25 protein-coding genes are annotated in these 26,684 nt (G+C 47.4%); 10 read left to right on the forward strand and 15 right to left on the reverse strand.

Annotation, left to right across the window (positions count from 1 at the left end):
• Positions 1–8 precede the first annotated feature (8 nt).
• The 10 genes from ACP7H9_RS07190 to ACP7H9_RS07235 all read right to left on the reverse strand — a co-directional run bounded on the left by ACP7H9_RS07190 (position 9) and on the right by ACP7H9_RS07235 (position 11,619).
• A complete protein-coding gene (locus ACP7H9_RS07190) occupies positions 9–989 on the reverse strand; it encodes a glycoside hydrolase family 43 protein (RefSeq protein ID WP_110014187.1) in 981 nt (326 codons plus the stop codon).
• Positions 982–1,863, reverse strand: a complete 882-nt coding sequence (locus ACP7H9_RS07195) for an SMP-30/gluconolactonase/LRE family protein (RefSeq protein ID WP_439222470.1) — start codon at positions 1,861–1,863, stop codon at positions 982–984. The genes ACP7H9_RS07190 and ACP7H9_RS07195 overlap by 8 nt, the downstream gene beginning before the upstream one ends.
• Positions 1,856–2,815: a galactofuranose ABC transporter, permease protein YjfF gene (gene yjfF, locus ACP7H9_RS07200; RefSeq protein WP_417708026.1), complete on the reverse strand. Its 960-nt coding sequence runs from the start codon at positions 2,813–2,815 to the stop codon at positions 1,856–1,858. Before yjfF ends, ACP7H9_RS07195 begins: the two co-directional genes overlap by 8 nt.
• The gene (locus tag ACP7H9_RS07205; protein WP_439222471.1) at positions 2,812–3,834 is read right to left on the reverse strand and encodes an ABC transporter permease; all 1,023 of its coding nucleotides are present in this window, start codon (positions 3,832–3,834) and stop codon (positions 2,812–2,814) included. Before ACP7H9_RS07205 ends, yjfF begins: the two co-directional genes overlap by 4 nt.
• A gap of 4 nt (positions 3,835–3,838) precedes the next feature.
• Entirely contained in the window at positions 3,839–5,350 is a 1,512-nt protein-coding gene (locus tag ACP7H9_RS07210; protein WP_439222472.1) for a sugar ABC transporter ATP-binding protein, read from the reverse strand.
• 26 nt (positions 5,351–5,376) lie between these two features.
• Positions 5,377–6,309 carry an ABC transporter substrate-binding protein gene (locus ACP7H9_RS07215; RefSeq protein WP_417708023.1) on the reverse strand — a complete coding sequence of 311 codons (933 nt, stop codon included), beginning with the start codon at positions 6,307–6,309 and terminating at the stop codon, positions 5,377–5,379.
• A gap of 72 nt (positions 6,310–6,381) precedes the next feature.
• Positions 6,382–7,422: an aldose epimerase family protein gene (locus ACP7H9_RS07220; protein WP_439222473.1), complete on the reverse strand. Its 1,041-nt coding sequence runs from the start codon at positions 7,420–7,422 to the stop codon at positions 6,382–6,384.
• 3 nt (positions 7,423–7,425) lie between these two features.
• Positions 7,426–9,027, reverse strand: a complete 1,602-nt coding sequence (locus ACP7H9_RS07225; protein WP_110014180.1) for an aldehyde dehydrogenase (NADP(+)) — start codon at positions 9,025–9,027, stop codon at positions 7,426–7,428.
• A gap of 58 nt (positions 9,028–9,085) precedes the next feature.
• On the reverse strand, positions 9,086–9,868 hold the full coding sequence (locus tag ACP7H9_RS07230; protein ID WP_439222474.1) for an SDR family NAD(P)-dependent oxidoreductase: 783 nt from the start codon (positions 9,866–9,868) through the stop codon (positions 9,086–9,088).
• A gap of 11 nt (positions 9,869–9,879) precedes the next feature.
• A complete protein-coding gene (locus tag ACP7H9_RS07235) occupies positions 9,880–11,619 on the reverse strand; it encodes an IlvD/Edd family dehydratase (protein ID WP_439222475.1) in 1,740 nt (579 codons plus the stop codon).
• A 193-nt stretch (positions 11,620–11,812) separates the two neighbouring features.
• Between ACP7H9_RS07235 and araD1 the strand changes: the two genes are divergently transcribed.
• Complete coding sequence (gene araD1, locus ACP7H9_RS07240) at positions 11,813–12,808, forward strand: AraD1 family protein (protein ID WP_439222476.1); 996 nt, start codon at positions 11,813–11,815, stop codon at positions 12,806–12,808.
• Between the two features lie 2 nt (positions 12,809–12,810).
• Here the strand turns inward: araD1 and ACP7H9_RS07245 are convergent, their stop codons facing one another.
• The gene (locus ACP7H9_RS07245) at positions 12,811–13,542 is read right to left on the reverse strand and encodes a FadR/GntR family transcriptional regulator (RefSeq protein ID WP_439222477.1); all 732 of its coding nucleotides are present in this window, start codon (positions 13,540–13,542) and stop codon (positions 12,811–12,813) included.
• A gap of 207 nt (positions 13,543–13,749) precedes the next feature.
• Between ACP7H9_RS07245 and ACP7H9_RS07250 the strand changes: the two genes are divergently transcribed.
• Together ACP7H9_RS07250 and ybaK are read left to right on the forward strand one after the other, a co-directional pair.
• Positions 13,750–14,172, forward strand: coding sequence for a DUF3617 domain-containing protein (locus ACP7H9_RS07250; RefSeq protein WP_439222478.1), 423 nt, complete (start codon positions 13,750–13,752; stop codon positions 14,170–14,172).
• Between the two features lie 9 nt (positions 14,173–14,181).
• A complete protein-coding gene (ybaK, locus tag ACP7H9_RS07255; RefSeq protein ID WP_439222479.1) occupies positions 14,182–14,646 on the forward strand; it encodes a Cys-tRNA(Pro) deacylase in 465 nt (154 codons plus the stop codon).
• A gap of 495 nt (positions 14,647–15,141) precedes the next feature.
• Here ybaK and ACP7H9_RS07260 read toward each other — a convergent pair whose 3' ends face one another.
• Both ACP7H9_RS07260 and ACP7H9_RS07265 read right to left on the reverse strand, forming a co-directional pair.
• The gene (locus ACP7H9_RS07260; RefSeq protein ID WP_439222480.1) at positions 15,142–15,879 is read right to left on the reverse strand and encodes an ABC transporter permease; all 738 of its coding nucleotides are present in this window, start codon (positions 15,877–15,879) and stop codon (positions 15,142–15,144) included.
• Entirely contained in the window at positions 15,872–16,597 is a 726-nt protein-coding gene (locus tag ACP7H9_RS07265; protein WP_439222481.1) for an ABC transporter ATP-binding protein, read from the reverse strand. Before ACP7H9_RS07265 ends, ACP7H9_RS07260 begins: the two co-directional genes overlap by 8 nt.
• 156 nt (positions 16,598–16,753) lie before the next feature.
• On the opposite strand from ACP7H9_RS07265, the gene ACP7H9_RS07270 reads away from it, so the two are divergent.
• Complete coding sequence (locus tag ACP7H9_RS07270; RefSeq protein ID WP_439222482.1) at positions 16,754–17,836, forward strand: sensor histidine kinase; 1,083 nt, start codon at positions 16,754–16,756, stop codon at positions 17,834–17,836.
• Positions 17,833–18,429, forward strand: coding sequence for a response regulator (locus tag ACP7H9_RS07275; protein ID WP_439222483.1), 597 nt, complete (start codon positions 17,833–17,835; stop codon positions 18,427–18,429). Before ACP7H9_RS07270 ends, ACP7H9_RS07275 begins: the two co-directional genes overlap by 4 nt.
• Before the next feature lie 26 nt (positions 18,430–18,455).
• On the opposite strand, the gene ACP7H9_RS07280 is transcribed toward ACP7H9_RS07275, so the two are convergent.
• Complete coding sequence (locus ACP7H9_RS07280; protein ID WP_034818807.1) at positions 18,456–19,454, reverse strand: NADP-dependent oxidoreductase; 999 nt, start codon at positions 19,452–19,454, stop codon at positions 18,456–18,458.
• 257 nt (positions 19,455–19,711) lie between these two features.
• Between ACP7H9_RS07280 and ACP7H9_RS07285 the strand changes: the two genes are divergently transcribed.
• From ACP7H9_RS07285 to envZ, 5 genes are all read left to right on the forward strand, one after another.
• On the forward strand, positions 19,712–19,966 hold the full coding sequence (locus ACP7H9_RS07285; RefSeq protein ID WP_011233579.1) for a DUF4282 domain-containing protein: 255 nt from the start codon (positions 19,712–19,714) through the stop codon (positions 19,964–19,966).
• A gap of 156 nt (positions 19,967–20,122) precedes the next feature.
• Positions 20,123–22,675, forward strand: coding sequence for an EAL domain-containing protein (locus ACP7H9_RS07290; protein WP_439222484.1), 2,553 nt, complete (start codon positions 20,123–20,125; stop codon positions 22,673–22,675).
• Positions 22,676–22,678: 3 nt separating this feature from the next.
• Positions 22,679–23,101 (forward strand): potassium channel family protein, encoded by a 423-nt coding sequence (locus ACP7H9_RS07295; protein ID WP_011233581.1) that lies wholly within the window; start codon positions 22,679–22,681, stop codon positions 23,099–23,101.
• Positions 23,102–23,193: 92 nt separating this feature from the next.
• Complete coding sequence (gene ompR / locus ACP7H9_RS07300) at positions 23,194–23,919, forward strand: osmolarity response regulator transcription factor OmpR (protein WP_146203639.1); 726 nt, start codon at positions 23,194–23,196, stop codon at positions 23,917–23,919.
• Positions 23,919–25,229 carry a two-component system sensor histidine kinase EnvZ gene (gene envZ / locus ACP7H9_RS07305; RefSeq protein WP_439222485.1) on the forward strand — a complete coding sequence of 437 codons (1,311 nt, stop codon included), beginning with the start codon at positions 23,919–23,921 and terminating at the stop codon, positions 25,227–25,229. Before ompR ends, envZ begins: the two co-directional genes overlap by 1 nt.
• A gap of 6 nt (positions 25,230–25,235) precedes the next feature.
• Here the strand turns inward: envZ and sthA are convergent, their stop codons facing one another.
• Positions 25,236–26,654: a Si-specific NAD(P)(+) transhydrogenase gene (gene sthA / locus ACP7H9_RS07310; RefSeq protein ID WP_439222486.1), complete on the reverse strand. Its 1,419-nt coding sequence runs from the start codon at positions 26,652–26,654 to the stop codon at positions 25,236–25,238.
• Positions 26,655–26,684 lie beyond the last annotated feature (30 nt).

Below are 26,684 nucleotides of genomic sequence, written 5' to 3' on the forward strand. Positions count from 1 at the left end.
ACCTTAACTTATTGGAGTTTCAGATCGGGTTCCTGTTGCGCAAAGTCAGGGAACTCGTCGTCGCTCCAGCGCAGTAACCGAACCCGGGTGTTGCGATTGGGATCATGTAGTGAGTTACCGTCAATTTCACGGTAGCTGCGTGCATGATAAATCACTAAATCGCGATCATCTTTATCAACGGTAAAGCTGCCATGTCCTGGTCCGTAACGTCTTAGTTCTGGGTTAGTATAAAATACTGGCTCCTCTGACTTCTGCCAGGTGCTGGCATCCAGTAAGTCCGCATCGGCATCAGCCCATAACAACCCGGTAGCATAGTTTTCGTCGGTTGCGCTGGCTGAAAAGCTCAGGAAGATACGGCCATTTCGAATTAACGCCGAAGCCCCTTCATTCACCGAGTATCCTTTCGTTTCCCATTCAAATTCAGGCTCCGAAATTTTGGTCTGTGGGCCTACTTTTGTCGGGCTGATCAGTTCTGCTATGAAAAGGGCAGAGTTATAATCATATTTAGGATGATGCTGAGCCCAGACAAGATAATTGGTACCCTTATGACGAAAATGTGTCGCATCCAGATTGAATGTGTCCCAGGCGGTCTGTAACTGTCCAAGTTCCTTCCATTCACCAGTGAGTGGGTCTTCACTTTTGTTTTCTAAAACGTAGGTTCTTATATTGAAAGGAGCGTCGGCTCGGCCTGCAGCAAAATAAATGTACCAGGCGTCATCAATGCGGTGTATTTCCGGAGCCCAGATATTGGCGCTCATATCCCCTTGTTCGCGTTGCTGCCATATGGTTTTAACGTCAGCTTCGGCTAAACCTGCTACCGACTCGGCACGTCGCAATTCAATGCGGTTAAACTCTGGCACTGAAGCGGTAAAATAGTAGTTACTGTCAACTTTGAGCACCCAGGGGTCTGCACGCTGTGGAATTAACACGTCGGCTGCAGCGAATAAAGGAAAGCAAAGTAAACTGAGTAAGGCCAGATAGTTAGTCATAATAATTCACTTTAGGTTCTGGCAGGCCGCGAGCGCTTGTCTGGTAGATAAGAACAGAACCGGCTAACGGCTCGCTGGCCTTTTGCTCCGGTGTAAGTCCTTCGGTGGCGGAGGTGACAAAAAGTATGTCCATATTAGGGCCGCCGAAAGCAACACAGGTAGGCTGCGACACGGGCAGTTCAAGTATACCTTCGAGTTTTCCCGCAGAACTAAAGCGCGCCACGCCATTACCACCCCAAAGAGCAACCCATAAACGGCCTTGCGCATCGACAATTGCCCCATCGGGCTCGCCCTGTGGAACCGAAGCAAATACTTGAGAGTTTGAAGGAACCCCGTTCAATGGATCAAAGTCATACTGACGAATAGTCCCTGTTGGCGTATCTGCGTGATACATACGCGTGCCTTCCGGGTTCCAACACAGTGCGTTAGGAATTTGGAAACCTCCAAGCACCGCATGGCAGCCAGTTACATCAACACGATAGAGGCTACCTTTTAGGCCTTCGTCCTGTTCGACCATAGTGGCTGACCAAAAACGTCCCTGGCGATCAGTGCGACCGTCGTTAAAACGGTGCCCGTTAAGCTCTTGTTCTGGTCGGGCTATCCATTCAATCTGCTGTGTTTCGGGTTCGTAAGTGGCGAAACCTGAAGCAAAACTGACCATCATTTTTACGGGCTCTGTGCCAATGATAGAAAACGCAGTCAGGCGTTCCAGTGTGCTCCAGGTTTCCAGTTTTTTAGTGTGCCAGTGGTAACAATAGAGTTGGCAACCGTGAATGTCTGTCCACCACAGGGTATTGGTTAATGAATGCCAGACAATGCCTTCACCAAGTCGGTTAGTCACATCAATGCTGGTTATAAAATGACAATTATCCACGTTGAGAACTCCGGTTGAGAACTTTCTGTAAGGCAATGAAAACGAACAACAGTAAGCCTATAGCAATGCGCGCCCACCAGCTATTTAACGTGCCCTCAAAGATAATATAGGTCTGGATAATGCCCATTAGCATCACCCCTAATAATGTCCCTAAAATGTATCCGCTACCGCCGGTTAGTAGCGTACCACCAATAACCACCGCGGCGATGGCGTCGAGCTCCATGCCAATACCGGTTAAGGCATAGCCGGAAAAGGTATAAAAGGTATAGAGAATGCCGGCAAAAGCAGCCAGAAAACTGGACATGGCGTAAATGCCAATAGTACTTCGTGCTATAGGTACGCCCATTAGTGCTGCTGACTGGCTATTGCCTCCAATAGCGTAAATGTAGCCGCCAAAACGACTGTAGTGAGTGAGCAAAAAAAGCCCGGCTAATATCGCAATAACAATAATAGCGTAACTCGGGAGCCAGGCATTGCCGGGAAGTGCAATGCCGGAATCAGCAACGGCATAATATAAAGGATGCTCAATGCCTACGGACTCTTCACTAATGGTGGTTGCCAGCCCTCGCGCAAAAAACATACCCGCCAGGGTTACAATAAAAGGCTGTAGCTTGTAAAAGTAAATCAGGCTGCCCATTAGAGTACCGAACAGCGTCCCGATAACCAGTACCAAAGGAAAGACCAGCAGCGGGTGCCATTGATATTCGCTTATGAGTACAGCGCACAGTACACCACTTAGTGCGACCACTGCACCAACAGATAAATCAATGCCGCCGGAGAGAATAACCAGCGTCATGCCTAAGGCGACGACTAATAAAAACGCATTATCAGTCAGTAAGTTAGTAACGACCTGCAAACTGGCGAAACCTTCAAACTGAAAGCCGCCAATAATAAACATGACCACCAATAAAGAGAATGTGGCGAGCAGGGGAACAAATCGACGTGCAATCATGAGTGTCTCCATTTGCCGGCCAGTCCGCTAATTTGCTTGCGGAAAATATCGGACTGCAGTAGCAATACCAGCACCACTGCCAGTGCTTTTATCAATAAATTAAGTTTAGAGGGCATTCCGCTGACCATAATGGTTGTGTTCAGGGTTTGAATAATGAGTACGCCAATTAGTGACAAGGGAATAGAAAAGCGCCCACCGCTTAACGCAGCACCGCCGAGAACCACCGCCAGGATGGCATCGAGCTCGAGCCACAAACCCACATTATTCGCATCTGAACCGTTGATATCGGCAGCGCTTATAATGCCGGCCAGCGCGGCGCAAAACCCGGTTAATAGATAGGCCATCAGTTTTACGGTGTGGTCATTAATTCCGAGGTAGCGGCTGGCGCTTGAATTGCAGCCAACGGCTTCGACAAAAAGCCCCAATGCAGTGCGCCGTAGCATTAACTGACTGATGCCAAAAACCAGCAGCACCAGCCATATAGTGACGGGAATGCCAAGCAGAGTGCCGCTTCCCAACCAGCTGAAACCGGCATGTTGAAAGGTGACTATCTGACCGTCGTTAAGGAGCTGGGCGATGCCGCGACCGGTCACCATTAATAGCAGCGTCGCTATAATAGGCTGAATGCCCATATAACTCACCAGAGCGCCGTTGATTAAGCCGCATAACAAGCCGCTGGCGATACCGGCCACGAGTACCGTAAACAGGCTGACGTCCGTAGCTACCAGTAAATTGGCACAAACTGCTCCGGCAATGGCCATCACGGCACCTACCGACAGATCTATTCCGCCGGTGGCAATTACAACTGTCATGCCAATGGCTAATAGTGCGACCGGGGCACTGCGGTGAAGAATATCAATGGGGTTACCGTAGAAACGGCCGTTATCAAAATGAATGTCTAAGAATGAGGCGTCCAGCAGCAAATTGAATATTAACATTAACAGCAGGGCGGCCAGGGGCCAGATGTAGCGTGATTTAAGCAGCCGCTCTGCAAAAGAATGTGATGTTTCTGTGTTCATTGATTTACACCTCGGCTATCGAATGCATTATGGATTGAGAGGTTAATTCTGCGCCTTGTAGCTCCGCGACTTTGCGGTGGTCACGCATAACGACAACACGGTTAGCAAAGGCGACCAGCTCATCCAGTTCGGATGACGCCACTAATAACGACATGCCTTCATCGCACAGAGATTTAATTAACTTAATGATTTCGGCGTGTGCACCAATATCGATACCGCGAGTGGGTTCGTCTAAAATCAATAGCTGCGGGCTAATAGCCAGCCAGCGGGCAAGAATGACTTTTTGCTGGTTTCCACCGCTGAGTTCTTCAATCGGCTTTTCTGAATCGGGCGTGGCGATGTGAAAAGATTCAATGTACTGATTGGCCAGAGTTCTTTGTTTTTCCGGTGATATATAGCGCCACCAGCCAGCCTCCACCTGAAGGGCCAGAGCGATATTCTCGCGGATGGAAAGTGGGCCAATAATACCGTCAGTTTTACGATCTTCAGGGCAGAGTGCAATGCCTTGCTGCATAGCGTCTGCCGGCTGGTTAAGAGTAACGGGCTGCTGGCGTATTTTAATCTCTCCGCTTTTCAGTGTGTCGATGCCGAATAACGCGCGGCATACCTCAGTACGACCAGACCCCAGTAGGCCGGCCATGCCCACGGCCTCACCTTTATGGACTGTCAGTGATACATCATCGACTGAGTGCGGCACAGTGGCGTTTGATACCGTCAGTAAAGGTTCACGTTTTGTCGGCTCGGTGGCCTCTGTTTGTTCTCCGGTAACCTGTTGCAGTTCCTGACCCAGCATGGCTTCAATTAAGCGGTTGCGCGGCAGATCAGCAATGGGGTATTCACCTATTAACTTGCCGGAACGTAAAACGGTGATGCGATCAGAAATTTGATAGACCTGTTCCAGAAAGTGAGTAATAAACAAAATGGCGATGCCTTCACTTTTCAGCTGACGCAGAATATCAAAAAGAGTGTCTACTTCGCTGCTATCGAGGCTGGCGGTGGGCTCGTCCAGTACCAGAACTTTAGCGTTCATGGCAACGCCACGGGCAATAGCAACTAATTGTTGTATGGCCACGGAGTAGTGAGATAAAGACTCTGTGACATCAATATTCAGTTTGAAACGCTTTAATAACTGGCGGGCGTCTTCCGCCATTTGTTGCCAGCGAATGCAGCCGAAACGCGTCGGTTCGCGCCCAAGGAACAAGTTATGGGCAACGCTTAAGTTCGGCAGTAAATTCACTTCTTGATACACAGGAGCTATTCCCAGCTTCTGGGCTTCTGCGGTATTGGACGGGCTTATTTCTTGTTGCTGCAGCTGAATGCTTCCGCTGTCTTTTGGTAATACGCCGGTCATTATTTTTACCAACGTGGATTTGCCGGCGCCATTTTCCCCCAGCAGCGCGTGAACTTCGCCCGGGAATAAGCGGAAATTAACGGCATCCAGGGCTTTTACTCCGGGGAATTGCTTACTGATATTACTGAGTTCAAATAGTGCTTTTTCTGATTGTTCTTGTTGCATGATTTTCTCCCAACGACAAAGGCGGCCTATTGACTTCGCTTTTGATATTCCTCAGCTGCAGTGGCTTGAGTGTAAACATCGCCAGTGGTACGGATCAGTTTTGGTATGTCCGTGTCGCCCTTTAAATAGCGTTGAATAACGTCGTAAGTAGGTGCACCTAAATGCGGGTCTAACTCAACGGTGACATTCGCCAGGCCGTTAGCCATAGCCAGGAAATAGTCCGGAATACCGTCTACGGAAATCACTTTGATATCTTCTCCGGGAGCAAGGCCAGACTCTTTAATTGCCTGAATGGCACCTAACGCCATCTCATCGTTATGTGCCCAAAGGGCACAGATGCTGTTTGGGTCTTCTGCTCTGAGAAAGCTTTCCATTACTTCTTTACCACGGTTGCGGGTGAACTCCGCAGTCTGACTCCGTACTATGGTAATGTTGTCGTGTTTATTGATAACGCTGTTGAAGCCCGTTCCCCGGTCAATAGCCGCAGTGGAACCAACGGTTCCTTGTAATTCAACCACACGGCATTCGTCCTGCTCGTTTTCAACTAACCATTGAGCCGCTTTCACTCCCTCCTCAACAAAGTCTGAGGCAATGCGGGTAAGGTATAGGTCTTCGTCTGCGCGAATGTTGCGGTCCAGAATAATGACTGGAATGTCGGAGCGTTGTGCCTGGCGGAGAATGGGTGTCCAGCCGGTTTCAACTACCGGGGCGATGACAATGGCGTCTACCCGCATGGCAATAAAGGTGCGTACCGCCCGAATTTGATTGGCTTGTTGCTGTTGAGAATCTGCAAATTTCAGCGTGATGCCGCGTCGTTTGGCTTCTTCTCGCATGTCGTTACTAAAGTTAGTTCGCCAGCCGCTTTCTGAGCCAACTTGAGCAAAACCTACCACAATTTCAGCCATTGCGTTCTGACTGAGCAGGAGTAACGACATCATTGCTAATGTCTTTATGTTCATGTTTTTCGCCTTTATCTTATTGTTTACTTATTATTTGGGGCAAATTCATGTTGCTGTGTTTTCAGCCGCCACTTAGCTGCTGGAAAACTTATAGAGACTACTTTGTTGATACTTCTGCCCCGGGGACAGAATGACCGAAGGGAATGAGGACTGATTTACCGCATCGGGGTGAATATGAGGCTCGAGACAAAGTCCCCCGTATTGTGGTAACGGTTTACCAGAAGCTCCGGGTATTGAAGAGTCCAGGAAGTTGCCACTGTAAAATTGAACGCCTGGCTCTGTGCTGAACAGCTCCATTGTACGTCCGGAAACCGGATCTCGTAATTTAGCCATTTTTTGCAAGGTACGGCTTTTCTCGTCTCGCGCTATCCAAAAATGGTCATAGCCCTGTTCGGTTTTCGCAATATCCTGCCCTATGGTTTTGGCCCGTTGGAAATCCATAGGTGAACCTGCTGTACCAATTAAGCGACCAGTAGGAATGAGTTCTTCGTCAACTTCTACGTAACGGTCTGCATGAATAGTGAGTTCATGATCGAGAATGGAATCCTTGCCTGCCAGATTAAAATACATATGACTGGTCATATTGACCGGGCATGTTTTATCTGTGGTGGCCTGGTAGTCGATAAGCAACTCGTTCTTTTCATTCAGTGAATAAGTTACCGCGGCTTTAAAGTTACCAGGGTAGCCCTGGTCACCATCTGCACTAAAAATATGGAATGTGACACTAACGTTATCAGCTGCTTCCCTGCTCTCTGTATCCCAAAAACGGAAAGATAACCCTTCCGGGCCGCCGTGCAGCTGATTTTCGCCTTCATTACTGACCAGATGAATGTTCTGATCATCGACTGAAAACTGACTCTGGCCTATACGGTTAGCGCAACGGCCAACAATAACGCCAAAGTAGTAAGGGTTTTTCAACCACAGAGTCGGGTCCTGATAATTAAGGGTAACTTCCTGAACGCCTTGGTTTCCGGGTACTTTCAATGAACGGACGCTGGCGCCAAAGTTAGCCAGAGTAACTTGCATACCCTGGCTGTTATTTAACGTAAAAAAGCGCAGAGGCTGGCTAAAGCCAGCGTGCACTTCTTTACTTTCTGTAATGAACAAAGCCATGGCTTAGTTCTCAACAGCCTTGTTAGTGCGTTCGCCATTTATCCAACGGCTGATGCCCCATGGGTTTTCGTTCTTCAGAGCGTCCGGCAGTAAGTCATGCGGATAGTTCTGGAAGCAAATAGGACGTACAAAACGGTCAATTGCTTTCGTACCGACAGAAGTAAAGCGGCTGTCTGTTGATGCCGGAGAAGGACCACCGTGCATCATTGCGTCACAAACTTCTACGCCAGTAGGGAAGTTATTCACAACCATACGACCCACTTTATCCTGTAACAGGCTTAGCAGTTCAGAGTAGTTCTTCAGTTCGCTTTCTGTAGCCTGCAGTGTGCCGGTTAGCTGGCCGCCTAAATGACTGACAACTGTATTCAGTTCTTCAGCATTTTTACATTTAATGACTAAAGAGCTGGGGCCGAAGTTTTCTGCCTGAAGCTCTGGGTTTTTGACAAAATCTGATGCTGAAACCGTAAATAATTCAGCCTGTCCACAGAAACCTTTTTCACCTTCTTTTACTGGCTGGCCTGTTGCAACTGATTTAACACCTGGCTGGCCTGACAGCTTTTGACGACCCGACTGATAAGTTTCAGCAATGCCTTGATTCAGCATAACGCCAGCGTTTACATCAGCTAATGCTTTGGCAGTAGAATCAATAAAGGTATCCAGCTCATCGCCTTCAATACCTAATACCAAGCCTGGGTTTACACAGAACTGACCCACGCCCAGTGTTAGCGAACCGACAAAGCCTTCAGCAATGCTTTGTGCTGAGTTTTTTAATGCTTCTGGTAAGACAACAATGGGGTTAATGCTGCCCATTTCGGCAAATACCGGAATTGGGTTTTTACGTTCGCTGGCCAGTTTGTATAGCGCCATACCGCCAGAGTGAGAGCCGGTAAAGCCAACGGCTTTAACTTGTTCTGCTTTGACTAATGCCGCGCCGACATCTTTGCCAGGGCCCGTTACGTACGAGAACGTACCTTTCGGCATTTGGCATTTGTCAGCCGCTTTTTGTACTGCCTGTGCAACTAATTCTGCTGAGCCAGCGTGAGAGTTGTGGCCTTTAACAATAACCGGACAACCTGCCGCTAATGCGGACGCTGTGTCACCGCCGGCAGTAGAGAAGGCCATTGGAAAGTTAGAAGCACCAAACACAGCGACTGGACCAAGCGCTTGTTTATAAAAGCGAATGTCAGCGCGTGGCATAGGCTGACGATCCGGCATTGCTTTATCAATACGCGCATCCAGGAACTCGCCACTTTGAATGGTGTTAGCGAAGAGTTTTAACTGGTTGCACGTACGACCGCGCTCGCCTTCAACACGAGCCTGCGGGTAGCCGGTTTCAGCTTTTAAACGATCTAATAATTCATCGCCTAAAGCCATAATTTCATCGGCACAAGCTTGTAAAAATTCGCCGCGTTGCTTCAGTGTCGTTGCTGCGTAGACAGGAGCCGCTTTCGCTGCGCCTTCAACCGCTGCGTCAACCTGACTGCCGTCAGCATGGTTTATTGTTGGCTCCAGCGCTTCACCTGTAGCTGGATTGACCGCCTGGTAAGAGGCACCTTTGCCTGCTTGCCATTCGCCTTGAATAAGTTGTTTACCTGTAATAGTCATAATAAATCCTGTTACTTAGAGGTACTCTGCCGCGCGTCGCGCGACCCGAAATATCCTGTTACACCCACCCGGCATCGACAATAAAGTCTTGAGCAGTACACATGCTGCTATCGTCTGACGCTAAAAATAACGCCATTGCTGCGATGCTTTCGGGCATTAGCGGTGCGTTAATGCATTGGTTTTTAGCAATGTCTTTTTTGGTTTCTTCAGTAACCCACAAAGATAATTGACGTTCAGTCATAACCCATCCCGGGGTTAGTGTATTGACCCGGATATTATCCTCGCCCATATCACGGGCCAGGCCTCGGGTCAGGCCCAGTACGGCCGACTTTGCACTGGTATACCCAGGCATATTGCCCTGGCTTTCGTGCCAGCTCATTGAGCCAAAGTTAATGATGGAACCGCCACCCAGTTCTTTCATTTGCGAGTACACTGCCTGTGCTGCAAAGAACTGCGGACGCAGATTAATATGCATGCGTTCATCCCAGTATTCCGGGGTCACATCACGGAAGTCGTGACGGGTATCACTGGCAGCGTTGTTTATCAGTACGCCAATGGCACCAAGTTCACTTTTGACTTGCTCAACAACTTTGCGTAAGTGCTCAATATCAACCAGGTTACACGGGTAAAAATGTGCCTTACCTGAGCTTGAATTTTCATTAACTTTCTCGACCAGCGCTTTTGATTCATCTTCCAGAATGTCGACGAAAGCCACTTGGCTTCCCTGCGCGACAAACGCTTCTACTAATGCCGCGCCAATACCAGAGCCGCCGCCGGTGATAAATACCGTACGGCCTCTGAGGCTAGGATATTGATTCGTTAATGTCTTTTGTTCTGCCATTGAACACCTGTTTAATGTGAATGTTTTGGTACTGCGGCACCACGGCAACCCACCAGAAAGTCCAGGTCACAGCCTTCATCGGCTTGTAGCACCCGTTCCCGGTAAATTTCTAAATAACCGCCAGATTTTGCGATTACCTGAGTTGCTTTCAGTTTCTCCAGACGTGCTTTCAATTCTTCGTCACTGACCTCTAACTGAAGAACTCCGGCATCCGCATCTAATTGAATGTAATCGCCTTCCTCGACCGCAGCCAGAGGACCAAGTTCCATAGCCTCGGGAGCAACGTGCAGCACGACCGTACCAAATGCTGTGCCACTCATGCGGGCATCAGATATTCGAACCATGTCTTTTACCCCTTTTTTCAGAACTTTAGGAGGTAAACCCATGTTTCCGACTTCTGCCATTCCCGGGTAACCTTTCGGCCCACAGTTTTTGAGCACCATGACGCTGTTTTCATCAATATCCAAATCTGGGTCGGCAATACGTGCTTTATAATCTTCGAAGCTCTCAAAGACCACGGCTTTACCGCGATGCTTCATTAGATGAGGGCTTGCCGCCGACGGCTTAAGTACCGCGCCACGTGGCGCCAGATTACCGCGTAATACGCAGATTCCGCCATGTTTCAGTAAAGGCTCGTTAAAGGTACGGATGACATCATCGTTATAGCAAGGCGCTTCCTCTACGTTTTTCCAGATAGATTTGCCATTAACTGTTAAAGCGTCTTTGGTCAGTATGCCTTCCTCGCCTAAACGGCGCAGCACAACCGGTAGTCCGCCGGAGTAGTAGAAGTCTTCCATCAGGTAGCGACCCGAGGGCTGCAAGTTAACAATAGTCGGAACTTCTTTGCCTTCCAGCCAGTCATCCAAATCCAGATCGACGCCCATACGGCCAGCGATGGCTTTAAGGTGAATCACCGCATTGGTTGAACCGCCGATTGCAGCATTGGTTTTAATCGCATTTAAGAACGCGTCACGGGTGAGGACTTTAGACAGTTTCAGGTCTTCATGAACCATTTCCACAGCGCGCATGCCCGACATATGAGCTAATACGTATCTCCGTGAATCCACCGCTGGAATAGCGGCGTTATGCGGCAGGCTCACGCCTAGTGACTCTGCCATAGAAGCCATAGTAGAAGCCGTGCCCATCGTGTTACAGGTACCGGCTGAACGAGACATGCTGGCTTCGGCATCCATAAACTCTTGTAGAGAAATATTGCCGGCTTTGTATTCTTCGTGCATTTTCCATACAAGGGTGCCAGAGCCGACATCTTTACCGTGATGCTTACCGTTAAGCATAGGGCCGCCGCTGACTACAATTGTTGGTAGGTCGCAACTCGCTGCACCCATTAACAAGGCTGGCGTGGTCTTATCGCAGCCGACCATTAGAACGACACCGTCAATTGGGTTGCCACGAATCGCTTCTTCTGTGTCCATGGCCGCCAGATTACGGGTCAACATAGCCGTTGGTCGTAGGTTTGACTCACCGTTAGAAAACACGGGAAATTCCACCGGAATACCACCCGCTTCGCGAATGCCGTTCTTAACACGGTCGGCTAAGTCGCGAAAATGCGCGTTACAAGGGGTCAGTTCCGACCATGTGTTACAAATTCCAATAACCGGCTTGTTGTCAAAGTGATGATCAGGAATTCCCTGGTTTTTCATCCAGCTACGATACATAAAACCGTTTTTGTCTGCGGTCCCAAACCACTGGGCGGAGCGCAGTTTAGATTTATTTTTGTCGTCGTTGTTCAAGGCTACACCTGTTAATTAGTAATACAATACTACGTTATGGTCGCGATTCTTCCTTCGAATGTCAATCGCTGACTCAATTCTGTACAGCATTAACCAAAATTTATAGCGGGCTCGATCATTGCTCAAGCCTAAAAGGTAATATAGTATTACTTTTTAAATTTTGTAGTATAAATTCATAGCAGGAGCCTATCTAATGCGTCTGATTCAATACGTCACAGAGGCTGGCAAGCAACAGGCCGGTGTCGTTAACGGTGAGCATATTCACCCTTTAAAGGAAGTTGTCAGTGTTTATGAGCTTGCGGAAAAAGCTCTGCAGGAGAAAACCGGTTTAGAGTCGTTAATAGAAAAACTGCAAAGCGATGAGCAAATTTCTTACGTTGAATTAATTAACGAGAACCGCTTACTCAGCCCGTTTCATCATGAAGACCCTGCGCATCTGTTCGTAACTGGCACAGGTCTGACGCATTTAGGCAGTGCTGACACGCGCGCAAATATGCACGCACAAGGCTCGGACAGTTCAAACGCCGAACTGACGGACTCTATGAAAATGTTTAAAGCCGGAGTACAAAACGGCAAGCCTAAATCTGGTGAGCAGGGCGCTCAACCTGAGTGGTTCTATAAAGGTGATGGCAGTATCGTGGTTGCGCCAGGCCAGGCCCTGACTTCTCCACATTTTGCTCTGGACGCTGGCGAAGAACCAGAAATTGCAGGCTTATATATAAATGATAGAGACGGCCAACCGCACCGCATTGGTTTTGCATTGGGTAACGAATTTTCTGACCATATTACGGAAAAAGAAAACTACCTGTTATTAGCCCACTCTAAATTGCGCCAATGCTCAATTGGACCTGAAATTCTCATCGGCGATTTACCGGCGAATATCAAAGGCTCTTCGCGCATTATCCGCGACAACGAAGTATTGTGGGAAAAAGAGTTTTTGAGTGGTGAAGAGAATATGTCTCACACTATTGAGAACCTGGAGAACCACCACTTTAAGTATCCTATTTTCCGCCAACCGGGTGACGCGCATATACACTTTTATGGCACAGCAACGTTAAGTTTCGGTGACGGAATTAGCACTCAGGCGGGTGATGTCTTTGAAATTGCGGCGGATACCTTTGGTAAACCGTTGCGCAATAAACTGCAGATAGAAAAACAAAGCCCGATTCAAAAGGTTACCAAGCTGTAACCTTAAACCGGTGTTTTGTGCAGTTCCGCCAGTGTGTGCTCCAGAGCATGCCTGGCGTTGACTAAAAGTGTCTGCATTTCTTCCCGTGCGACTACCGGATTCTGCTCTTTAATGGCCATGAACACTGCCTTGTGACCGGGTAGTGAGTCGACATACTCTTCCGCTATAGCACTACTTAAGCGAAATGAATTTTCCAGAGCCGTTTCAATGGTTACGCCTAACGACGCCATAAACTCGTTATTAGTGGCTTCCAGTAAGGCTAAGTGGAACTCTAAATCGCTTTTGTATACAGCGTCAGTACCAATTTGAGCTTTCTCCATTGCCTGATAAGCTTCAGTTAATGCCGCTAACTGGTCGTCAGTACGATGCATGGCTGCCAAACTGGCTGCATTAGGCTCAATAATTTCCCGCATTTCATACAGCGACATGTAAAACTTAGTGTCCGGGTTGCTGCTAAAGCACCAGCGCAAAACTTCCGCGTCAAACATATTCCAGTTTTTACGCGGACGGACTCTTGTGCCCAGTTTCGGGCGGGATTCGATTAAGCCCTTAGCGGTTAACAGCTTAAAGGCCTCACGTAATGCTGTACGCGATACGCCCAGCTCTTCACCAATGTCATTTTCATTCGGGATATACTGACCAGGCAAATAGACGCCACCCACAATTCGAGAACCCAGTTCCTGAGCAACCCAGGAATGGATACTTTGTGGTCTGTTTCGGGTTGCGCTTTTCATGTGTCTTCCCTTGCATGTAATGATGATGCGATTTTGTTCATATTAGCGTTTTTTCTCTGTAAGCGTAACCCGCATGAAATAGTGAGTGTAAATAAATGTAATTTTCGTGCCTAAAGCTGGTGCAATGCATGCAAGTTAGTCTAAATACTCTAAGCTTTATCCAAAAAATGACTAACGGGCGTACGCGCCCACTTAAAGGAGAAAATTATGTCACGGATTGTACTATCAGGCATGCTGCTTCTAGCCTGCTCATTCTCGGTTTTGGCTAATGACCTGAAACCGGGGGTATGGGAAATTACTTCTTCAATGGAAGGAGAGGGTATTCCTAAGCAGCTTACGCGAGAACAAAGCTCGCAGGAGTGTCTCACAGCTGAGGAAGGTAGCGATATGGTCGCTACTATGCGCAAACGTTGGAATGAGACCGGGTGTCAGGATATGGATATCTCCCGGGATGGCGATAAAATTGAAGTTGCGGCGTCGTGCGAAGCCGGTGGGCGCACTACGGAAGTCGATGCATTGATTACGGTGCACAGCAACGAACATTATTCCAGTGAAGTTACAACCACTAACGATAGCTCAGTAACGACCTATCGCGAGGCTTCCTGGGTATCGTCGGAATGCGAGCAATAAGAGGATGTAATGACTCCCGCAATTGATGTTGCCAGAAAGAATAAGATTTCTTTTAAAGTACACGAGTATTCCCATGACCCGGCCAGTGAATCTTATGGTGGCGAAGCTGCCGAGAAGTTGGGCGTTCCGCAGGAACAAGTATTCAAAACCTTAGTTGTCAGCCTTGATAGTAAAGAATTGGCTGTAGGCATCATCCCGGTTTCGTCACGGTTAAGCCTTAAGTTGATAGCAAAAGCTTTGGGTGCAAAGAAGGCTACAATGGCAACTAAAAGTGATGTCGAACGTGCTACGGGTTATGTTCTGGGAGGCGTTAGTCCGCTTGGCCAGAAAAAGCAGCTCAGAACCATAATTGATACCTCTGCAACTTATAACTCCACCGTATTCATAAGCGCCGGGCGTAGGGGGCTAGATATGGAGTTGAATACCGAGGATTTAAAAACTATGGTGAGCGGGGAGTTTGTTAATATTACTTAATGGAGCAGCATGCTCAAAAGGATTCAGCGGCAAAGTCATCAAGTGGGCGATACGCGAATACTGGTATCCTATGATCGCCTGACTAGCCGGTTTAAAATCTCTAATGGAGATGATGTGATATACAGCCGTTCTTTGCTGCTGTTGCCATTTATCCGTTCAAATATAATTATTTCCAACAGCGCCTATTCTTTAAAGGTGATTTCTTTTGTTTTATGGCGCGCAAAGTTAGAGCAAAGCGGTAATGTCGTTATTTCTGAGTTACTCCGGCCTCGACGCGCCAAATCTATAGCTTCAATAGCGTACAGCGCAGTAATGAGTGTATTACGGTTTTTTGCTGGTTAATTGCAAGGCCACTAATTTGGTATGAGACAAACTGATTTCTATGTAAGTCGGGTCTTTAGTCATAATGTGTTGACCATTATTTGTTTAATGGTTAGAACAATAACCGCTATAAAACGGGCTGCGATGATTTTAGTTTTCATTACGCTATAGCCCTTAACGAGAAAGCCGCTGATAACGCCAATAAATCATCATCACTAGCCCCCCAGAAAAAGCGACAAGATAAAGCCCGTGTAGCCATAAGTTATGACCTTGATTCGTACCTATAACGGCATGTGCCAGTTGAGAATAGTGATACGATGGAAGCCCATAAGCGATGTAGCGAACGGTGTCTGGTAAGAACTGAATTGGCACCCATAGACCGGATAAAAACGCCATGGGTAAATAAACTAAGTTGACGACAGCAGGGGCCGCTTTGTCAGACAGGCACAGACCCATGAGTAACCCAATTAAGGCAAATGGTAGGGTTCCTACTAACAGAACAATGAACAGTAGACTCCACTGCCATAGCCATAATTGTACGTCGGCAAAAAGTGCTGCCGTAATAAACAACAGTAAGGCAATGCAGGCTGCAAAAACTAAACTACTAGAGAACTTAGCAACCAGATACGCAGAAAGAGGCATGGGAGAAACACGCTTCAGCGTAAGCCAGCCTTGTGCCCTGTCGCTAGCAACAGCGGTTGCGTAGTTAAATAATGCTGGACCCATCATGCCAAAACAGGCGTATGAAACCAGCATATACTCGCCTTGTGCCGCGCTAAAGTTAAAGACAATACCGAAGAACACGTAAAACACGAGTGGAAAAAGCATGGCAGGTAAAAAGAATGCCGGGGTGCGCCACAAGCTAAGTAAGTCGTAGAGGCTTTCTTTTAAATAAATGGCCGAATTAAGCATGAGTGGGCTCCCGAATAAGGTGTAAGTAAGCTGACTCCAGAGAATCGTGATCGGAGGTAACCTCGTTGACTGAACCCTGTGCAATAATTTGTCCGTCCTGCAAGACAGCAACACGATCGGCAAGTCGCTCTGCTTCTTCAATGTAATGAGTGGTTAGTACTAAAGCGCAGCCATGCTGTCGGCGTTTTTTTATCTGCTCCCAAAGCAAGTGGCGCGCTTCAACATCCATACCTACGGTAGGCTCATCAAGAAAAAGTAAATCGGGGTTTCCGGCTACCGCGATGGCAAACAGAACTTGCTGACGCTGCCCCCCTGATAACTTCCCGAAGCGTTGTTTAGCAATGCCGGTTAAATCAAACTCCTCTAGTAAAAATTCCGGAGTGGCGCCTGACGGATAATAACTACAAAATAAATCCAGTTGTTCAGCGACGGTTAAGTTGGCGTTTAAGGTACCAAGCTGCATCATGACTCCAACACGCTGACGGATGGTTAACGGTCTATGCTGACTATTGAGTTGAGTCCCCATAACCTCTAAATGCTGAGCCTGATAATCATGCATGCCAAGTATGCTGTTAATTAAGGTGGTTTTGCCTGCTCCGTTTTTTCCAAGTACGGCAATGACTTCACCCGCATAGGCATTAAGGCTGACATTGGTCAGCGCCGCTTTTGCGCCATAATGTTTATTAAGCGACTGTACTTTAAGGTTTATCTGACTCATTGGCAGTCTCTGTGAATTGATTCGATGTTAATAAGTCTATTCAGCCAGCCTTTGAGCTGGTAGTTGCGTATGTCACCAATTAGGAATGACATTTGTCACTGGTGTGCTTACTTTGTAGCGGCCATAATAAAAAGAGGAGCAGCAAAGAGCAGCGGTATGTCAGATAAGCAGCGGGTACGCGAGCAAAAACATGCGTGGATTTACCTTTTTAACCTCGGTTTCTATATTTTACCGATGGTGCTTTTCCCTTATCAGATTTGGGAAATGGCTGTCATGGTGGCGGCGATGTTGGTTTTTATTGGCCTCTATTACTGTTGTTATTCGGTGCCGCGGCAGCAAATGCTGTGGCCAATCCTTGGCATGTACATTATTGCTTGCGCAGTGACGCCACTAAACCCGGGATCTATTGCTCTTTTTAGTTACGCGGGATTTTTTGTTGGCTTTGCCTATAACTGGCGGGTTGCGCTTGCGGCTGTTGCCGGCATTATTCTTACCTTAGCCGCATTCCACTTTGGCCCGGGAACCAGCTGGGATCTCTTTTTGCCCTACGGTATCGTCATTGTTGGCACTGTTTCTATTTTTGGCCGGGTTGAACGACTCAGGCAACAACACGCTGAAGAGCAAGAACGTGATGCTGAAGAGATTGAGCGTTTAGCAACCAGTGTTGAACGGGAGAGGATAGCAAGGGACTTGCACGACATTTTGGGTCACACGCTTTCGAGTATTATTTTGAAATCGGATCTCGCCAAGGCGCAACTTTCTAAGCAGCGTTACGATGAAGCTTCTGAGCAGTTAGTAGAGCTGAGTGAAATTGCTCGTGAATCTCTTTCGCGGGTGCGACAAAGTGTTTCGGGGTACAAGCATGGAGGGTTACAGCTTGAGCTGAGACGACTTGAGCAGCGTTTGGCTGACGGAGGCTTCAGTACTCGGATAACCGGTACACCGCCGATAATAGATGAGCAACGGGAAACCTCACTGGTGTTAGCAATAACCGAATTGGTAACCAATATTATTCGTCACAGCAATGGTCAACAATGCTTGATTCATTTTGACGAAACAGCAAACACCTACTGTATTAAAGTTGTGGATAATGGTCGTTGTCATGACGTGAGTTTGGGCAACGGTTTGAGCGGCGTTGAACTGAGAATACAGGAGCTTGGCGGCTCCATGTCCATCTCAACAAACAAAGGGTGTGAGGTGACTCTCTTCTTACCAAAACTCGCAGAGCAACAGCCATGAAAATTCTCTTAGCTGAAGATCAAACCATGGTGAGAACTGCGCTGGCAAGTTTGTTGCGACTGGAGTCTGATTATCACGTCGATGAAGCCGTGGATGGCGTTGATGCTCAGAAAAAATTACAAGAAGCTGATTACGATGTATTGCTGAGCGATATTGAGATGCCTAACCTTTCCGGCCTTGAGCTTGTCCAGTGGGCGCAGCAGCAACAACCAAACCTTCGTTCGGTTATTATCACCACCTTTAACCGTGCCGGTTATATTAAGCGAGCTATTGACTCCGGTGTCCGTGGTTTTCTATTAAAAGATGCGCCGATTAATGAACTGATCGTGTCGTTGCAACGGGTATGTCTGGGTGAGCAAGTGATAAGTAATGAGCTTCTTCTTCAGGCTCTTGGAGAGCGTGACCCGTTGACAGAAAAAGAGCGTAAGGCACTACGTCTGGCAAGTCAGGGGTTAAGCACTCAAGCCATCGCAGAACAGTTATTCATTGCTCCAGGTACGGCTCGAAATTACCTTTCTGAGGCAATCAATAAACTGCATGCGAGCAACCGGACTGAGGCTGCTCGCATCGCTCATCAAAAAGGCTGGTTGTAATAAGCTATACGCCTTTTATAAAAGGCTTAAAGCTTCACAATCAACTTACCTTTATTGTCGCCGGTAAAGAACATGTTCAGTCCCTCAATGGCTGATTCCAGCCCTTCAAGAATATGCGAACGGTGTTTTATTTTGCCGGACATAACGTAAGGCGTCAGTTGTTGCAGCAAGCTTGGAATTTGGTCGAAGTGATCTGGCATGGTAAAGCCCTGAATTGTCAGCCGCTTTTTAATAACAGGCACCCAGCTTGGTCCGGGGCTGGGCACTTCTTTATCGTAGTCGGCTATCATGCCGCAAACCACCACACGACCGTGCGCGTTCATACGTTCAACCACCAGGTTTTGAATGGGGCCGCCGGTATTTTCAAAGTATAAATCTACGCCATCAGGAGTCAGCTTAGTCAGTTGGTCGCGCAAATCATCAGTTTTATAATTAATCGCGCCGTCGAAACCAAGTTCGTTGACTATCCAGTTGGCTTTTTCGTCACTCCCGACAACACCTATCACTTTAAGGCCTTCGGCTTTTGCTATCTGACCGACAATTGAGCCGACTGAACCTGCAGCGCCTGTTACTACGATGGTTTCTCCATTTTTAGGTTTACCTACATTAAGTAACCCTTGCGTAGCAGTTAACCCGGGTAAGGCGAATACTGAGAGTACAGTTTCGTCAGGTACGTCGGCCTGAACCTTGTTAATACCTTTTCCGTCGCTCAGTGCATATTCCTGCCAGCCCATCATGCCCATAACCCGGTCGCCGACTTCAAACTCAGGATGGTTACTCTCGACAACCTCTCCAACACCCGAACTGCGCATTACCGTGTTTAATTCAACTGGTGGTATGTAGCTCTCTGTATCGGGGCTCATCCAGCCAAACATCGCAGGATCAAGCGACATTTGCCGCTGTTTTATTAATATTTCACCGGAACCGGCTTTCGGGAGCTCCTTTTCCGTTACTTCAAAAATGTCCGCTGAGACTGGGCCCGGCTCAGGGCGCTTAACCAGTTTAATCGCTTTATAAGTCGTCATAGAGTTCCCTCTTTATTAGGTTGTATGTAAGCCATATATGGCTACTCAGGTTACTTAATGAAAGGCCAATGCTGTGAGATTTATCACATTCTTTTGTAAACACTAGTTGCCGGATATTGTGAACTGTATCTAAGTCGATTAATATCAAACAGATAGTTGCTGTTCTGAAAAGGATGTCGGACATTGCGTAAACTCTGTCGGCTTATTCTTTTCTTACTATAAAAACTGTTTACGCCTATATAACAAGGAGATAAAAAATGAAAGACGTTCTATTTTTTAACAATATGCTGACGCCGAAGATCATTACCTTTGTGTATTGGATTTTGCTTTTGGCCGCCGTTGTTGGTGGGGTAAGCACTATGTTTATGGGATATGAAGGTTTTACCTTTGGTAACTTCCTTAAAGGGATATTTTACGCTCTGGCCGGAGGCGTTGGTGCCAGAATTTGGTGTGAGCTTCTTATTGTTCTGTTTAAAATGAACGAAGCTCTGCAGGATCTTCGTAAGAAGTAAATGATAGAAATAAAGACATGTAACGCTTCTAAGTGAAGCTTTCTATAAGTTGCGCGGCCCTCCTGTTGGAGGGCCTTTTATTTTAGGTCTTTTCTCATGACTCAAATGAGCCTATTCTAGGGTTATACAACTCACTAACATTAGGTGCCACCCTTCTTGCGAAACCTTATTGCTATTGCTTTATTGCTACTTGCTTCGGGGTCAATGGCTCAGGATGTAACATTGAAAGTGGGTGTTTATGACAACCCGCCCAAAATCATGTTCGATGAATACGGCCAGTTGAGCGGTATTCATGGCCAGCTTCTTATGACTATTGCACAGCGTCATAATTGGCAACTGATGCCGGTAGAATGTGAATGGGATCAATGCTTAAAGCTCTTGCGCGAAGGTCGAATTGATATTTTCCCGGATGTTGTGAAAAACGATGAAAGAGAGACTTGGGCTAGTTTTCATAATGAGCCTGCTTTATTGAGTTGGTCACAGCTTTATGCGCCGAAAGAAGAAAAAATTACCAACCTTTTAGATTTGAATAACAAACGTGTGGCGGTACTGCGGGACTCTGTTCAGGAAGAGTATCTAAAACAATTAATTGAGAATTTTGATCTAAACAGTGAGCTTTATCCGGTGCAGAGCCTTGCCGAAGGGTTTGATGCGGTTGTTGCGGGAAAGGTCAACGCCACTTCGGCGGATCAGCTTTTTGGCGATAAGCAGGTGACAGAATATGCCATTGAAATGACCCCCATCATGTTTCTTCCTAATGAGGTTTTCTTTGCCGTTCCTAAAGGTTCTCATGCAGATATTCTGTCAACTCTGGACAGAGAGCTAAAGCGCTTAAAAGCCGATGAAAACTCCGATTACTATGAAATTATTGAACGCTGGAGTTCAGGGCAAAGTCACTTAACAATTTCTGTTTACGTTTGGTGGTTAATGACGGCATTGGTCTTACTATTCTTGACTGTTGTTGGGTTTAATCTGCTTTTGCGTCGCAAGGTTACCGAAAAAACACAAGCGCTGGCTGAAAGTAAGTATCGTTTGAATACCATTTTAGACAGTGTTGAAGCTTATATTTTTATCAAAGATAAAGAGCTGAAGTATCAGTATGCGAACCAGCAGGTTTTAAAACTGTTTCAGTTAAAACTGGGTGATTTCATCGGAAAAACCGATGCCGATTTGTTTGATAAAAGCACCGCCGATACGCTTAAAGTTTTTGACAACAAAGTAATAAAAAGCGGTAAACGGGCGGCTCAGGAAGAAATTAGCTTTCTGCCTGACAAAAAAAAGCCGCTTCATTTTTGGTCTGTAAAAGTGCCGTTATATGATGCCAATAAGAAGGTTATTGGCTTGTGCGGAATTTGTACTGACATTTCAGAATACCAGAGCATGAAAGAAGAAATTCAGTCTCTTGCGTACTTCGACCCTTTAACCGGCCTGGCGAATAGACGTTTCATGCTGGAGCGTTTGAAAGACGAGTTTTATCGTTACCAGAATGGCGGCGATGATGGTGTGCTGGCAATGTTGGATATCGACCAGTTCAAGAAAGTGAATGACAGCGTAAGCCATGACGCGGGAGACGAGCTTTTGGTTCTGTTTGGCCAGAGACTGGAGTCTGAGCTGCTTCAGACTGAAACTGCCGGACGTCTGGGGGCCGATGAATTTATGGTGCTGTTAAAGAGTAAAAGCGGTATTAATCTGCTGGACGATAAGAATCTGCGTCAGCGCCTGCAGGTGTTGGTAGAGCGTTTAAGTGAGCCTTACCAATTAGGCGAAAAAACGGAGTCGATATCAGTCAGTATGGGCGTCACTTTGTTTTCCGATGCGCAAAACACCGGAGATCTACTTCAGGGAGCCGACCTGGCGCTGTCGCAGGCAAAAGAGACCAATGCATCAAAGCTGCAATTTTTTAATACGGGCATACAGCGCGAATTTAATTATCGGCAAAAGATGATAACTGGGTTACGACAGGCAATAACGACAGAGTCACTGGAAGTGTATTTTCAGCCGCAGTACCAACAGCTAACGGATGAGGCCAGCCAGCGTTGTTTGGGCTTTGAAGCGTTACTCCGTTGGTACGACGAAGAACTTGGCTGGGTGTCTCCCGCAGAGTTTATTCCGTTAGCCGAAAGTCAGGGACTCATGCCCGACCTGCATCGGTTGGTGCTGAATCAGGTACTGGCAGCCATTCCCAAATTGCAACACGCTATAAGTGATAAAGGCGGACGTGTTGCGATAAACGTCAGTGCCAGCCAGTTTAAATCCCCCGGATTTGTAGAAGATATTGAAGCCCGTTTAACGGCGGCTGGTATTCCCGGAGAGTTGCTTGAGCTGGAAGTAACCGAGAGTTTACTCATTGATGATATTGAAAACACGGCTGCGAATATGGAAAGGCTAAAACGCCTGGGAGTGACCTTTGCGTTGGATGATTTTGGAACCGGTTACGCCTCTTTGGGCTATCTGAAACGTTTGCCCTTAAATTCGTTAAAGATAGATCAATCTTTTGTGCGAGACATGAAAAACGGTAACAGTGATGAAGCTATAGTAAGAACGGTGATAGCACTGGGCAAAAGTCTTGATTTAGCCATTATCGCCGAAGGCGTCGAAACGGAGGAGCACTTGCATAAACTACAGGAAATGGGGTGTTTTTGTTTTCAGGGGTACTATTTTGCCAGGCCAGAACCAAGCCACTTCTGGATGTCTGATGAGCGAGTTTAAGCAATGCTAATTTCCTTTATCTGTAACTCGATTATTGTCGGCTTAGCGGTTATTTTTCACTACGAAGCACTTAACCGAATAGGCTGGCTGATCACTCACATGAGAATGTTCAGTCAAATTCGACTGATGTTTGGGGTCATGCTCGCAATCATAGCGCATACCGTAGAGGTTTCTATTTTTGCGCTTGCTTATTACTTTATGCATCACGAAGAAGGTTTTGGCACCTTAGTCGGTAATTTTGATGGAAGTTTTTTGGATGCTTTATACTTTTCTTTCACGGTTTTTAGTACGGTTGGTTTTGGCGATATAGAGCCTTCGGGAGCACTCCGCTTTTTAACTGGTGTGGAGAGTTTAACTGGTTTAGTTTTAATTACCTGGACGGCTTCGTTTCTATACGTTGAAATGCAGCGTTACTGGCACCGTTAACTGAAACATTTGCTAACAGAAGCCTGCTTCTATAAAGCTGTCAGGCGGTGTATCTTTATGGCTGAGGCATACCAGCTTGGAAAACAAAACTGATGATGCAGGAAACATTAAAAATTTTAGTGGTAGATGATGACGCACGGCTGCGAAGCTTGCTGGAGCGTTATCTTACTGAGCAAAACTTTCAGGTACGGGTGGCGCAGGACTCTGAGCAAATGGACCGCTTGCTGACCCGGGAAAACTTTAATTTACTCGTACTGGATTTAATGCTGCCGGGCGAAGACGGACTCTCCATTTGCAAGCGTTTGCGTAGCCAGGGAAACAATCTGCCGGTCATTATGCTAACCGCAAAGGGCGACGAAGTGGACCGTATTATTGGCCTGGAACTCGGTGCTGATGACTATCTGGCTAAGCCTTTTAACCCTAGAGAGCTGTTAGCTCGCGTCAGAGCGGTACTGCGCCGGCGGGGTACCGAAGCTCCTGGTGCTCCCTCGCAGGAAGATCAGGAAATAACCTTCGGTGAATTCCGGCTGAATCTGGGTACTCGCGAAATGTTTCGCGGCGACACACCTATGCCGCTGACCAGTGGTGAATTTGCGGTACTAAAAGCTCTTGTTAATAATGCACGGCAGCCACTTTCGCGCGACAAGTTAATGCATCTGGCTCGTGGTCGTGACTACAGTGCGCTTGAGCGCTCTATTGACGTTCAGGTGTCACGTTTAAGACGTATGCTGGAAGCCGACCCGACTAAACCCCGATATATTCAGACGGTGTGGGGTTTGGGCTACGTGTTTGTGCCGGATGGTCAACTGAAGTCCTGATGAAACTTTTTCCTAAGTCAGCGTTTGCCCGCACGGTTGCGCTGCTGGCTCTGGTGTTGCTTATCAACCAGCTCGTTTCTTACGTGATGGTCAGCAATTATGTTGTCAGGCCCTCCATAGAACAAATTAATGAACTGGTTGCGAAACACATCCGCACCATGTTTATCCCCCGTCAGCATTTAGCTGAAACCGAGCGGGAGCTCATGACCAATTATACTGAAGCCACCGGTATCGAAGTCTTTAATGATGAAGCAGCTGAAAAGCAGGGCTTAGGTAACTCAACCTATTATGGTTATTTATCGGATGACATGAGCGACATGCTGGGTGGCGAAGCCCAGGTGCGGGTAGCTCAGGGTAATAAATTCTATTTGTGGGTAAAACCTCCGCGTGCACCTGACTTCTGGATACGCGTGCCCCTGGATAGTATGCAGCAGGGACGCTTCTCGCCATTGGTGATGTACCTGGTACTCATTGGTTTGCTGAGCGTGTTCGGCGGTATGCTATTTGCCAACTGGTTAAACCGACCGTTAAAAGCTCTGGAGGACTCCGCCCGAAGAGTTGGACGGGGAGAGTTCCCTGAGCAGCTGTCTGAAAAAGGTGCGACCGAAATTGTGGCAGTGACTCGCGCTTTTAATCAAATGTCGCGCGGTATCCGTGAACTGGAAAATGACCGTAACCTTTTAATGGCCGGTGTTTCTCACGACTTAAGAACCCCTCTTACTCGCATTCGTCTGGCTGCGGAAATGATGCCGCAGGGCGAAGACTGCCTGGCTCAGGGCATTATTGAAGATATAGACGACATGAACGACATTATTGATCAGTTTATTGATTACGTTCGTCTTGATCAGCAGGAGTCGAGCAGCAGAGAGTCGCTGAATGAGCTGATAGAGCAAACTGTGGCGAATGTTCCGGATAACTGGCAAAAGCAGTTTGAGCTGGATTTAGGCAAGTTGCCCAGAGTTTGGTTACGCCCCTTATCTATGAAACGAGTCATTATTAATTTGCTGGAAAACGCCGAACGTTACGGGAAACATCACGTAGTGGTCAGCTCCGGGCATGATAAAAAGCAAAAACGTGTCTGGTTCAGGGTAACAGATGACGGCCCGGGCATTCCCGAAGAGCAGCAGGCCACATTATTTGAGCCTTTTACTCAGGGCGATAAAGCGCGTGGCGGCGTTGGTTCCGGTCTGGGGCTGGCTATTATTAAGCGCATTGTCGACCGGCACGACGGCAGTATACAACTGCAAAACCGCCCGGAAGGCGGCTTGTGCGTGCGGATTGAACTGCCGCTGAATCAGCAACGGCAGTAATCTTGATTATAGCAACAGGCGGTTAATACCGTTAAGAGCCGCAACACGGTAGGCTTCCGCCATGGTCGGATAGTTAAAGGTGGTGTTGACGAAGTAGTCGATGGTGTTACCACCGTTTTTCTGCTCCATAATAGCCTGACCAATGTGGATAATTTCTGAAGCTCGCTCGCCAAAACAATGAAGCCCCAGCAGCTCGCGCGTTTCCCGGTGGAATAACAACTTCAGGCAGCCCACATCGGCACCGGAGATTTGCGCCCGCGCAAGGTGCTTAAACTGCGCACGGCCAACCTCATAAGGCACTTTCATTTCAGTCAGTTCTTCTTCGGTTTTACCAACCGAGCTAATTTCCGGAATGGTGTAAATACCGGTAGGAATATCGCTGATAAGTGCTTTGTCGCAATTACCGTTAATAATAGCGGAAGCACAGATCCGCCCCTGATCGTATGCTGCGCTGGCTAAACTGGGGTAACCAATAATGTCGCCGACTGCATAAATATTATCGACACTGGTCTGGTAATTTTCATTTACCTCCAGCTGGCCGCGATAGTTGGGTTCCAGCCCCACCGACTGGCAGTCAAGCTGTTCAATGTTACCGGAACGACCATTAGCAAAAAGCAGACAGTCGGCAGCCATGGTCTTACCTGACTTGGTTTTTAGAACTACTTTATCGTCATGCCCGGTAATGCTTTCGTATTCTTCATTGTGGCGAATGACAACGCCACTGTTGCGCAAGTGATAACTCAGCGCATCTGAAATTTCAGCATCCAGAAAAGAAAGCAGGCGTTCACGCTGGTTTATTAAGTCCACTTTAACGCCCATACCCCGGAAAATACTGGCGTATTCACTGCCCACCACACCGGCACCGTATATCAGAATGGTTTTAGGTTCATGAGACAACGACAACACTTTATCTGAGTCGTAAATGCGCGGATGCGAAAAGTCGACGTCTTTCGGGTTGTATGGGCGTGACCCTGTAGCGATAACGACATGTTTTGTGATCAAGTCATCGACAGAGCCGTCCAGTTTGGTGACCCGAATGCGGTTCTTGTCTAAAAAAGAAGCTGTACCGTGCACCACAGTAACGTCGTTACGGTCGTAAAACGAACTGCGTAATTTCACCTGTTTACGAATAACCGATTCTGCATAGTGCAGTATGTGACTGAAAGTCATACCGCTCTGCCAGCCAGGGCCGGAAAACAATGGATTATTATTGTATTCAATTAGACGACTGACGGAGTGTCGCAAAGCTTTGGATGGAATGGTTCCCCAATGCGTGCAACCGCCGCCAAGGGCTTTATGTTTTTCTACTATGGCAACGTTGTAGCCGCTTTTGGCCAATTGCATGGCAGCGCCTTCGCCGCCGGGACCAGTACCGATGACAACGACATCGAATTCTGTTTCGGTTTCAGGCTTTATTGCAGTCATATTACTCGCTTCACTACCGGTGTACGGGCT

Source organism: Idiomarina sp. ST20R2A10 (assembly GCF_051842345.1).
GTDB lineage: Bacteria > Pseudomonadota > Gammaproteobacteria > Enterobacterales > Alteromonadaceae > Idiomarina > Idiomarina loihiensis.